At 64.0% G+C, this 10,862-nt stretch carries 11 protein-coding genes and 1 tRNA gene; 11 read left to right on the top strand and 1 reads right to left on the bottom strand.

Annotation, left to right across the window (positions count from 1 at the left end; all coding sequences use genetic code 11):
• The first annotated feature begins 82 nt into the window (after window positions 1-82).
• The 10 genes from leuC (at window position 83) to GGR17_RS05920 (ending at window position 9,612) form a co-directional block, all read left to right on the top strand.
• The gene (gene leuC, locus GGR17_RS05965; protein ID WP_054537718.1) at window positions 83-1,489 is read left to right on the top strand and encodes a 3-isopropylmalate dehydratase large subunit; all 1,407 of its coding nucleotides are present in this window, start codon (window positions 83-85) and stop codon (window positions 1,487-1,489) included.
• A 39-nt stretch (window positions 1,490-1,528) separates the two neighbouring features.
• Complete coding sequence (locus tag GGR17_RS05960; RefSeq protein WP_054537719.1) at window positions 1,529-2,041, top strand: HdeD family acid-resistance protein; 513 nt, start codon at window positions 1,529-1,531, stop codon at window positions 2,039-2,041.
• Between the two features lie 49 nt (window positions 2,042-2,090).
• A complete protein-coding gene (leuD, locus tag GGR17_RS05955; protein ID WP_054537720.1) occupies window positions 2,091-2,696 on the top strand; it encodes a 3-isopropylmalate dehydratase small subunit in 606 nt (201 codons plus the stop codon).
• 254 nt (window positions 2,697-2,950) lie between these two features.
• A complete protein-coding gene (locus GGR17_RS05950) occupies window positions 2,951-3,796 on the top strand; it encodes a hypothetical protein (protein WP_054537721.1) in 846 nt (281 codons plus the stop codon).
• Between the two features lie 38 nt (window positions 3,797-3,834).
• Window positions 3,835-4,863, top strand: a complete 1,029-nt coding sequence (locus GGR17_RS05945; protein WP_235974404.1) for an endonuclease/exonuclease/phosphatase family protein — start codon at window positions 3,835-3,837, stop codon at window positions 4,861-4,863.
• Window positions 4,864-4,948: 85 nt separating this feature from the next.
• Complete coding sequence (gene leuB, locus GGR17_RS05940) at window positions 4,949-6,055, top strand: 3-isopropylmalate dehydrogenase (RefSeq protein ID WP_054537722.1); 1,107 nt, start codon at window positions 4,949-4,951, stop codon at window positions 6,053-6,055.
• Window positions 6,056-6,190: 135 nt separating this feature from the next.
• A complete protein-coding gene (locus GGR17_RS05935) occupies window positions 6,191-7,156 on the top strand; it encodes a DMT family transporter (protein ID WP_037206883.1) in 966 nt (321 codons plus the stop codon).
• Window positions 7,157-7,217: 61 nt separating this feature from the next.
• Window positions 7,218-7,294 (top strand) — tRNA-Pro (locus GGR17_RS05930).
• An 82-nt stretch (window positions 7,295-7,376) separates the two neighbouring features.
• Complete coding sequence (locus GGR17_RS05925) at window positions 7,377-8,513, top strand: capsular polysaccharide export protein, LipB/KpsS family (protein WP_054537723.1); 1,137 nt, start codon at window positions 7,377-7,379, stop codon at window positions 8,511-8,513.
• 76 nt (window positions 8,514-8,589) lie between these two features.
• Window positions 8,590-9,612, top strand: a complete 1,023-nt coding sequence (locus tag GGR17_RS05920; RefSeq protein ID WP_054537724.1) for an aspartate-semialdehyde dehydrogenase — start codon at window positions 8,590-8,592, stop codon at window positions 9,610-9,612.
• A gap of 62 nt (window positions 9,613-9,674) precedes the next feature.
• Here GGR17_RS05920 and GGR17_RS05915 read toward each other — a convergent pair whose 3' ends face one another.
• Entirely contained in the window at window positions 9,675-10,325 is a 651-nt protein-coding gene (locus GGR17_RS05915; protein ID WP_054540272.1) for a carbonic anhydrase, read from the bottom strand.
• 190 nt (window positions 10,326-10,515) lie between these two features.
• Here GGR17_RS05915 and GGR17_RS05910 point away from each other — a divergent pair, with 190 nt between their 5' ends.
• The gene (locus GGR17_RS05910; RefSeq protein WP_052071316.1) at window positions 10,516-10,854 is read left to right on the top strand and encodes a hypothetical protein; all 339 of its coding nucleotides are present in this window, start codon (window positions 10,516-10,518) and stop codon (window positions 10,852-10,854) included.
• Window positions 10,855-10,862: the final 8 nt, after the last annotated feature.

Below are 10,862 nucleotides of genomic sequence, written 5' to 3'. Positions count from 1 at the left end.
TGACGGTGCGTGCGGGCCTATGAGGCCGGCACCCGTTTCCGTTTTCACTGATCACTGACAAATTCCGCGGGAGAGGACCATCATGACCGCCCCGAAGACACTCTATGACAAAATCTGGGATGCCCATCTGGCCCATGAGGCCGAGGATGGCACTTGCCTTCTGTATATCGACCGCCATCTGGTGCACGAAGTGACCAGCCCGCAGGCCTTTGAAGGTCTGCGGATGGCGGGCCGCACGGTGCACGCGCCGGACAAGACGATCGCCGTGCCCGATCACAACGTGCCCACCACGCTGGACCGTGTGAACGGCATCTCCAACCCCGAAAGCCGCATTCAGGTCGAGGCGCTCGACAAGAACGCCAAGGATTTCGGCATCAACTATTACCCCGTGGATGACGTGCGCCAGGGCATCGTGCATATCGTCGGCCCCGAACAGGGCTGGACCTTGCCGGGCATGACCGTGGTCTGCGGCGACAGCCACACCGCCACCCATGGCGCGTTCGGCGCGCTGGCCCATGGCATCGGCACGTCAGAGGTGGAGCATGTGCTGGCCACCCAGACGCTGATCCAGAAGAAATCGAAGAACATGAAGGTCGAGATCACCGGCAAGCTGCGCCCCGGTGTCACCGCCAAGGATATCACCCTGGCGGTGATCGGTGAAACCGGCACCGCCGGCGGCACCGGCTATGTCATCGAGTATTGCGGCGAGGCGATCCGTGACCTTTCGATGGAAGGCCGCATGACCGTGTGCAACATGGCGATCGAGGGCGGCGCCCGCGCCGGCCTGATCGCGCCCGACGAAAAGACCTTCGAATACGTGAAGGGCCGCCCGCATGCGCCGAAAGGCGCCCAGTGGGAGGCCGCGCTGGCCTGGTGGAAGACGCTCTACACCGACGAAGGCGCGCATTTCGACAAGGTGCTCACGATCAGGGGCGAGGATATCGCGCCGGTCGTCACCTGGGGCACCTCGCCCGAGGATGTTCTGCCGATCTCCGGAACCGTGCCCGCGCCAGAGGATTTCACCGGCGGCAAGGTCGAGGCGGCCAAGCGTTCGCTCGAATACATGGGCCTGACCCCCGGCATGCCGCTGACCGATATCAAGATCGACACCGTGTTCATCGGGTCCTGCACCAATGGCCGGATCGAGGATCTGCGCGCCGCGGCCGCGATCCTGAAGGGCAAGAAGATCAAGGACGGGATGCGCGCGATGGTCGTGCCCGGCTCGGGTCTTGTGCGCGCGCAGGCCGAGGAAGAGGGTCTGGCGCAGATCTTCATCGACGCGGGCTTCGAATGGCGCCTTGCGGGCTGTTCGATGTGCCTGGCGATGAACCCCGATCAGTTGCAGCCGGGCGAGCGCTGCGCGGCCACGTCCAACCGCAACTTCGAAGGGCGGCAGGGCCGCGGCGGCCGGACCCATCTGCTGAGCCCCGCCATGGCGGCGGCAGCGGCGATCACGGGACACCTGACCGATGTGCGGGAAGTGATGTAAGCTGTCACGGAATCTCAATCGCGGAAATTGGATACTCTGATGAAGATCTGGCTCATTTGGCTGCTTTTCGGCATTCTGCTCATCGCGGGCGGCGTTCTCGCCCTCGCAAACCCTTTCGCGGCAACGCTTGCCGTGGATATCCTGGTGGGCGCGCTGTTCGTGCTGAGCGGCATCGTGCAGCTGCTTGTCGCGTTTCGCTCCGACGCGGGTGACGGGCGGGTCTGGACCGGGCTTGTCGGGCTGCTTGCCTTGCTGCTGGGCATCTCGCTGCTCTTCAACCCGGTGGCGGGGGCGATCTCTCTGACGCTTGTTCTCGGTATCCTGCTTCTGGTGATGGGGATCTTCCGGCTGTTCCTGGCCTGGATGATGAGAGACACACCGGTTTTCTGGCTGCTGCTGCTTTCCGGCGCGGTGACCTTTCTGATCGGTGTGCTGATCTTCTCGGATGTCCAGGCGGCGGGAACCCAGCTTTTGGGTATCCTGCTTGGGATTGACCTGATCGCTGACGGGCTGGGCTTTATCGCCTTCGGCCTGATCGCCCGAAAATTGTGAATGACCCGATGCGGCACGGGCCGATGCCCGCCGCAGAAACGGAGACAAAATGGACAAGTTCGAAAAACTCACCGGCGTTGCCGCGCCCCTGCCGCTGATCAATGTCGATACCGACATGCTGATCCCCAAGCAGTTTCTGAAAACGATCAAGCGCACCGGGCTCGGTGTGAATCTGTTCGACGAAATGCGCTATGACGACGACCGCAACGAAATCCCCGATTTCGTGCTGAACAAACCCGCCTATCGCAACGCGGAAATCCTGGTGAGTGGCGATAATTTCGGCTGCGGTTCCAGCCGCGAACACGCGCCCTGGGCCTTGCTTGATTTCGGCATCCGCTGCGTCATCGCGACCAGTTTCGCCGATATCTTCTACAACAACTGTTTCAAGAACGGCATTCTGCCGATCGCGCTGCCGCAGGAGCAGGTCGATATCCTGATGAAGGACGCCGAGAAGGGCGAGAATGCCCGGATGACGGTCGATCTGGACGCGCAGACCATCACCACCTCGGACGGAGAGGTTTTCACCTTCGACGTGGATCCGTTCCGCAGGCATTGCCTTATGAACGGACTGGACGATATCGGTCTGACCTTGGAAAAGGCGGCCGCGATCGAAAGCTTCGAGGCCACAATGCAAACCCAGCGGCCTTGGGTCTGAAATCGGCGCATATACAACATCTTGGGTCGCCATCTATGGCGGCCCTTTTCATTTCGTGAAATGATGCAAAGCTGCGACAGTTTCTCCACGAAATTGCCAGAAAAGATTCGTTAATATTAACAATGTCTTGCTGACTTCAGTGAAAGTAGGCAAAAATTGGGCAAATTTGAGGCAGCCCGCCACAATGTGCGGGGACCACACGGAACAAGGGCGCGGCATCGTACCGGGTCTGGCCAGGTTGGGGAACGAGAGCAGTGATCGGACAATGGGCAGGGGCCGTTGCGCGTGCATTCGCCGTGGTGTTATTCATCGCGACGCCCTCTCTCGTATTGCCTTCGGTTTCCTCCGACGCGGCCCAGATCGTCGCACTCGTCGCCATTTTCGCCGGGGCGCTGACGCTGTTCGAATATTCCGCCACCTATCCCGGTATCGTCGAGTTCCGCGATGCGCCGCCCTTCAACCGGGTGCGTTTCTTGTCGATGTTCGTGACTGTCGCGCTGCTGTCGCTGATCTGCCGCGGCCAGACCGAACAGACAACGCTGACGGAATTCGTGCGCGCCATCGGCTATCTGATCGGCCATGTGCTCGATTTCCCCTACAGCCCGGTGCGGCTGATCGTGATGATGCTGCCCGAAGGGGCCGACCCGGCCCATCTGATGCTGGTCCGCATGGCGGCGGGGATGGCCTATCTCATCTCGATCATGGCGCTGGCGATCCTGTGGATCGTCATTCGCATCAATCGCTGGCCCGTCCGCAGCGGATCGTTCAATGTCTGGGTCAACCTGCCCACCTTCGATCCGACCGCCGGCGGCGATGTGGTGGCCCGCCTGACCCGCGACGCCCGTTTCAATGTTGCCTTGGGCTTTCTCATGCCGTTTCTCTTTCCGGCGCTTGTCACGGCCTATTCGATCTTTTTCGAGCCGGTCACACTGGAAAACCATCAAACCCTGATCTGGACGGTGTCTGCATGGGCCCTTCTTCCCGCCAGCCTCTTCATGCGCGGCATTGCCCTGCAGCGGATCGTGCAGCTGATCCGCGAACAGCGCCGCCGGGCCGATCTCGAAGGTCAGGAGCAAGAGCCCGCCTTGCAGCCGGCCTGATCGCCTGTCTTCTGGCCGTGCCCTTGTGGGCAGAGCCGTTGCGGATTGCCACCTACAACACCGAATTGTCACGCAAGGGGCCGGGCCTGTTGCTGCGCGATATCCTGTCGGGCAAGGACGAACAGGTTTCAGCCGTGCTGCAGGTTATCGTGCGGACGGACCCTGATATCGTGCTGTTGCAGGGGATCGACTATGATCATGGCGGGGTCACGCTGGCGGCACTGGCGGGCGCCCTGTCCCGCGCCGGGGCCGATTATCCGTTCCGCTTTGCGCTGCGGCCCAATTCCGGGCAGCGCACCGGATTGGATCATGACGGCGATGGACGCACCGACGGCGCGCGCGATGCCCAGGGTTTTGGCCGCTATCCGGGGCAGGGGGGCATGGCGGTGCTGTCGCGCTATCCGGTCGAAACGGGTGGCGTGCGCGATTTCTCGGGGTTGCTCTGGGCCGATCTGCCGGGGGCGGAACTGCCGCGGGCAGACGGCACGCTGTTTCCCGGCGCGGCGCTCTACGCGGTTCAACGCCTCTCGTCGGTCGGGCACTGGGACGTGCCGGTGCGGGTTGGTGAACGGACCCTGCATCTGCTGGCGTTTCACGCCACGCCGCCGGTCTTTGACGGGCCGGAAGACCGCAACGGCCTGCGCAATCGCGACGAGCTGCGCCTCTGGGCGCGGTATCTGGATGGCGCGCTGCCCGGCGCCCCCCCGCCGGGGCGCGGGTTCGTCGTGTTGGGCGATGCCAATCTTGACCCGGCCGATGGCGACGGGCGGAGCGCGGCGATGGCCGCTTTTCTGTCTGATCCGCGTCTGCAGGACCCGGTACCGCGCAGTGCCGGCGGTGCGGCGGCGGCGAATGCCGCGCATCAGGGCGACCCGGCGCTGGACACCGCCGACTGGGACGACGCCGGGCCGGGCAATCTGCGGGTCGATTATGTGCTGCCCTCGGCGGATCTGACGGTTGCGGGGGCGGGTGTGTTCTGGCCCGCGCCGGGCGCGGAAGGGCATGAAGCGGCGCTTGCCGCCTCGCGCCACCGTCTTGTCTGGGTCGATCTGGCGCCGGGGGGCTGAGGCGGGCGCGCGGCCCATCCGTCTTGACCCCTCCTGACCAACCCGATAGGCGATGGCAACCCCTTGAAGTGAGGAAAACAAGACGATGAGCAACCCTTCCCTTCTCATCCTGCCCGGTGATGGTATCGGCCCCGAAGTCATGGCCGAGGTGCGCAAGATCATCGGCTGGTTCGACGCGCGGCGCGGCCTGAAGTTTGATGTCAGCGAGGATCTTGTGGGCGGCGCCGCCTATGACGTGCACGGCACCCCCCTGACCGACGAGACGATGGCGAAGGCGCAAGAGGCCGACGCGGTGCTTCTGGGGGCCGTGGGCGGCCCGAAGTACGACAGTCTTGATTTCAGCGTGAAGCCCGAGCGCGGGCTGCTGCGCCTGCGTAAGGAGATGGACCTTTACGCCAACCTGCGCCCGGCGCAGTGTTTCGACGCGCTGGCCGATTTCTCTTCGCTGAAAAAGGACATCGTCGCCGGGCTCGACATCATGATCGTGCGCGAGCTGACCAGCGGTATCTATTTCGGCGAGCCGCGCGGGATCATCAAGGAAGGCAACGAGCGTGTGGGCATCAACACCCAGCGCTACACCGAGAGCGAGATCGCGCGGGTGGCGCGGTCGGCGTTCGAGCTGGCCCGCAAGCGTGGCAACAAGGTCTGCTCGATGGAAAAGGCCAATGTGATGGAAAGCGGCATCCTGTGGCGCGACGTGGTGCAGGAGGTGCATGACGCGGAATACCCCGATGTCGAGTTGAGCCACATGTATGCCGACGCCGGCGCGATGCAGCTTGTCCGCGCGCCCAAGCAGTTTGACGTGATCGTCACCGATAACCTGTTCGGCGATCTGCTGTCGGACGCCGCCGCGATGCTGACCGGCAGCCTGGGGATGCTGCCCTCTGCCAGCCTCGGCGCGCCGATGGCGAACGGCCGCCCCAAGGCGCTCTACGAGCCGGTGCATGGCTCGGCCCCCGACATTGCCGGCCAGGGCAAGGCCAACCCCTGTGCCTGTATCCTGAGCTTCGCCATGGCGCTGCGCTATTCCTTCGATCAGGGCGAAGAGGCGACGCGGCTGGAGCGGGCGGTGGAAATGGTGCTGGCCGATGGCGTGCGCACCGCCGACCTGATGCAGGCCGGCGATACCGCCCCCGCCAGCACGTCGGACATGGGCGATGCGGTGATCGCGGCGCTGGACGCCTCTTTGTAGGTCAGAGCGGGCAAATCGCCGGCGGCGCGGAACTTTCTGCGCCGCGGCGCGTATTTTCACGCACGGTGCAGGGTGGCCGCCTTGCGCCGTTTGCGTTTCCGCCTACCGTGTTACAGGCAAAAAACAGGAATGCCCATGCCAGCCGCAAACCCGTCGAACACCCGTGGTGCACTTGTCTCACTTCTGGCATTTGCCGTATTTTCCAGCCACGACGTGATCGTAAAGCTGCTGGGCGCGCAATATTCGGCGTTCCAGATCGTGTTCTTTTCGGTCCTGTTCGGGTTTCCCATCGTCACAATCATGCTGATCCGCGACCGGACCGACGGCAACCTGCAGCCGCGCCGCCCGTGGTGGACAGCGCTGCGCACCGCATCGGCGGTGATCGGTTCGCTTTCCGTCTTCTATGCCTTCTCGACCCTGCCGCTGGCAGAGACTTATGCAATCCTCTTCGCCGCGCCGCTGATGATCACGTTGCTGGCGATTCCCATTCTGGGTGAAACGGTCGGCTGGCGTCGCGGCGGGGCCATCGTGGTGGGGCTGATCGGGGTCATGGTGGTGTTGCAGCCGGGCTCCACCCCCCTGACCGCCGGTCATCTGGCGGCCCTGTCGGCGGCGATGTTTTCGGCGCTGGGCTCGGTCATCGTGCGCAAGATCGGCAACGAAGAGCGCAGCGTCGTGCTGCTGCTTTATCCGATGGTGGCGAATTTCCTGGTGATGGCCTGTATCCTGCCCTTCGTCTATGTGCCGGTGGAACTGGTCGATCTGGGTGGATTCGGGGTGATGGCCCTGCTGGTTTTCCTGGCGACGCTTCTGCAGATCACGGCCTATCGCGCGGGAAGCGCCGTGGTGGTGGCGCCGATGCAATATTCCCAGATCATCTGGGCGGTGATCTTCGGGGCGCTGTTCTTTTCGGAATATCCGGACATGAACACCGCCATCGGCGCGGCGATCGTGATCTGCAGCGGCATCTACATCGTGTTCCGCGAAGACACCGGCGCGACCTCCGAGAACTCGCCGGTTCTGAACACCCGCAGCCGCTTTGCCAGCGGCCCGTTGCCGCGGGTCCGCGCATTGCAGAAGCTGTGGCGCAAACCGGTTTGAGCCTGACTGCGCGCGGGGGCTTGTCAAACCGCGCGAGGGGGTATAACTCGCCCGTCACGGTCGGGCTGTAGCGCAGCCTGGTAGCGCACCTGCTTCGGGAGCAGGGGGTCGGAGGTTCGAATCCTCTCAGCCCGACCAATCTTCCCCGCCAGATCTCTTTGAATCCGGCGCGGCCCGCCGCTAGGGTGGCCGCGCTGAACGCATCGCCGGGGCATGTTTCATGATCGCCTATCTTGCCGGATGGACAAGAAAGAAAGACAGCATCTTCGCCGCCATCGCGGATGCCGCGGGGGGGGGTGTACGCCTGCCGTTCATCGGCCTGTCGTTCCGGCCTTTCCCGGAAAGTGCCCGGCGCGCGCGGGCGGCGCTGGCCGTGGCCAAGCGCCAGCCCAAAGGCGGGCTGGGCAGGGCGTTGAAATTCGGCCTGATCTGGGCGCAATACAACTGGTCGCGGCGCTATTTCACCCGGCACAAAGATCGGGTCGCCGTCTGCTGGAACGGTCTGACCGGATCGCGCCGGGCTTTCATGGAGGGTGCGCGTGATGCCGGCGCGGCGCGGCTGTTTGTCGAGCTTGCGCCGTTTCCGGATCGCGTCACCATCGATCCGTCGGGGGTGAATGGGCAGAACAGCCTGCCGCGCGAACCGGCGTTCTATCTGAACTGGATGGCGCAGGATCCGGCCCGGCAGGGCGCCGCCTGGCGCGCGCTTGGCGCGAACCTGACCGCGCGCGCCTCGCGCCGCGCCGATGTGGGGCAGGGGGACGGTTCGGCGCTCGAGGGGGCGGGCCGGTTTCTGTTCTGCCCGCTGCAGGTGCCCAACGACAGCCAGATCACCCTGTTCGCCGGCTGGGTCGGCAGCGTGGAGAGGATGCTGGGCGCCCTGGCTACGGCTGCCGCTGCCCTGCCCGAAGGGTGGCATATTCGCGTCAAGGAGCATCCCTCCGCCCGCAGTTCGCTGGCCGAGCCGCTGGCCGCTGCGGTGGCCCGTGCCGGGGGCCGTATCGTGGTGGACAACCAGACCGACACCTTCGCGCAGGTGGCAGCGTCGGACGGGGTGATCACCATCAATTCCTCGGTCGGGCTGCAGGCGTTTTTCCATGACAAGCCGGTGATCACGCTGGGCGAAGCGTTTTTCGCCATTCCCGGGCTGGTGACGCCGGTGGGGGATGCGGCGGAGCTTTCGCGGGTTCTGGCCGCGCCAGAGGCGCTGAGCTTCGATCCGGCGCTGCGCGGTGCGGTGATGACCTATCTCGACCATGTCTATTACCCCAAGACACAGCCTGACGGGGCCGGGGGCGTTACGGTGGATGCGATCGCGATCCGCCGCAAGCTGCGCGAGGCGGGGGCGGGCGAATAGCGGCGCCCCCCCTTTCGCCGCTGATCCGTTTGCGCTAAAGCTCCGCGCCGAGTCACAAGACCTTAGGAGAGCCAATATGGGCTACAGAGTCGCCGTTGTCGGTGCCACGGGTAACGTGGGCCGCGAAATGCTGAACATCCTGGCCGAGCGCCAGTTCCCGACCGACGAGATCGTGGCGCTTGCGTCGCGCAAATCGCTCGGCACCGAAGTCAGCTTTGGCGATACCACGCTCAAGACCAAGGATCTGGACACGTTCGATTTCAGCGGCTGGGATATCGCGCTGTTTGCCATCGGTTCCGACGCCACCAAGATCTATGCGCCCAGGGCGGCCAAGGCGGGCTGTGTCGTGATCGACAACAGCTCGCTCTATCGCTACGATCCCGCCGTGCCGCTGATCGTGCCCGAGGTGAACGCCGACGCGATCGAGGGGTATTCCCGCAAGAACATCATCGCCAACCCCAACTGCTCGACCGCGCAGATGGTGGTGGCGCTCAAGCCGCTGCATGACCGCGCCCGGATCAAGCGCGTGGTGGTGTCCACCTATCAGTCGGTTTCCGGCGCGGGCAAGGACGGCATGGACGAGCTGTGGGATCAGACCAAGGGCATGTATGTGCCGGGTCAGGAGAAAGAGCCCTCGAAATTCACAAAGCAGATCGCCTTCAACGTGATCCCGCATATCGACACCTTCCTGGAAGACGGCTCGACCAAGGAAGAGTGGAAGATGGTGGCCGAGACCAAGAAGATCATCGACACGTCGATCCTGGTCACTGCAACCTGTGTGCGGGTGCCGGTGTTCGTCGGACACTCCGAAGCGATCAACATCGAGTTCGAGGATTTCCTGGACGAAGACGAGGCGCGCGACATCCTGCGCGAGGCGCCCGGCGTGATGGTCGTCGATAAGCGCGAGGATGGCGGCTATATCACCCCGGTCGAATGCGTGGGCGATTTCGCGACGTTCATCAGCCGGATCCGCCAGGACAGCACCATCGACAACGGGCTGAACCTGTGGTGCGTCAGCGACAACCTGCGCAAGGGCGCCGCGCTGAACGCGGTTCAGATCGCCGAGGTTCTGGGCCAGCGCTGTCTGAAGAAGGGCTGATCCCGCCGTTCGCAATGAGTGAAGATCTCGAAAGGCGGCCCCCCGAGGCCGCCTTTTTCATGTCAGACCGGTACGAATTCGTCCTTGTCGGGCGCGTAGTAGAACAGCCCGCCGCCGCCGATATCGTGCCAGACGCCATGCAGGCTCAACTGATCGGCCTCGATCGCGTCTCTGACAAACGGGAAGGTCATCAGGTTTTTCAGCGAGGTCATGATCGCCTGATTCTCCAGCGCGCGCATCTGCTCGGCCGGGTCGGCGATGCCTTTTACCGCCTCGTATCCGGGGCGCAGAATGTCCATCCAGCGGCCGATGAAGCTGGTCTTTTCCTCAAGCTCCGGCGCATTGCCCGCGCACATGTCGTGGCAGCCCTGCACCCCGCCGCAGTTCGAATGGCCCATCACCACCAGATTGGTGACCTTCAGCACGCGCACGGCATATTCGACCGCGGCAGACGTGCCGTGATGATCCCCGTCGGGCTCGTAGGGGGGGACCAGATTGGCGATATTGCGATGGATGAAGAATTCGCCCTGATCGGCCCCGAAGATCGAGGTGACATGCACTCGGCTGTCGCAGCAGGAAATGACCATGGCGCGCGGACGCTGGCCCTCTTCGGCCAGACGGCGGTACCAGACCTTGTTTTCGGCATAGGAGGTTGCCTTCCAGCCCTGATAGCGCTGGATCAGATAAGAAGGCAGGGGGCGGGCGATTTTCATATCGGATGTATCGTTCGTCATGACTCTTTCTCTAGGGCGCATTTGAGGGAAATTCGAGCGATTTCTGCTCGTGGGCGCAACCCTTTTTTCAGGACGCTGGCGCAACCTGTCCGGGCCGTGGGGGCAGGGTTAGCGCGGAGGGTGTGCATTGGCGGGTGTGGTGATGTTGTGGCAGGAAGAACCTTTACGGATGGATCCGGAACGGCTCGCGCTGCTTTACGTGGAACTGGGCGAGGCGCGGGCGCAGGCCGCGGTGGCGCGGGCGATGGAAGATCTGGCGGTGACGCTGGAGCGGATGAAGGGCTATCTGCGCGCCGGGCGCAGTTCGGGCCTTGTGCAGGGGGCGCACCGGATCTGCGACATCGCCGATCCGCTGGGCCTGTCCAGCCTGTCGCGCGTTGCGGCCGATGTCGGCGAGGCCGCGGGGGCAGGCGACAAGGTGGCCCAGGCGGCGACGGTCGCCCGGCTGGAACGGGTCGCCGGGCGATCGCTGAAAATGGTGTGGGATCTGCAGGACATGTCGGGCTGATCCGGTCT

Origin of the sequence: Actibacterium naphthalenivorans, assembly GCF_014196965.1 — a bacterium.
Classification (GTDB): domain Bacteria; phylum Pseudomonadota; class Alphaproteobacteria; order Rhodobacterales; family Rhodobacteraceae; genus Actibacterium_A; species Actibacterium_A naphthalenivorans.
This window is presented reverse-complemented; position numbering and strand designations above follow the sequence as displayed.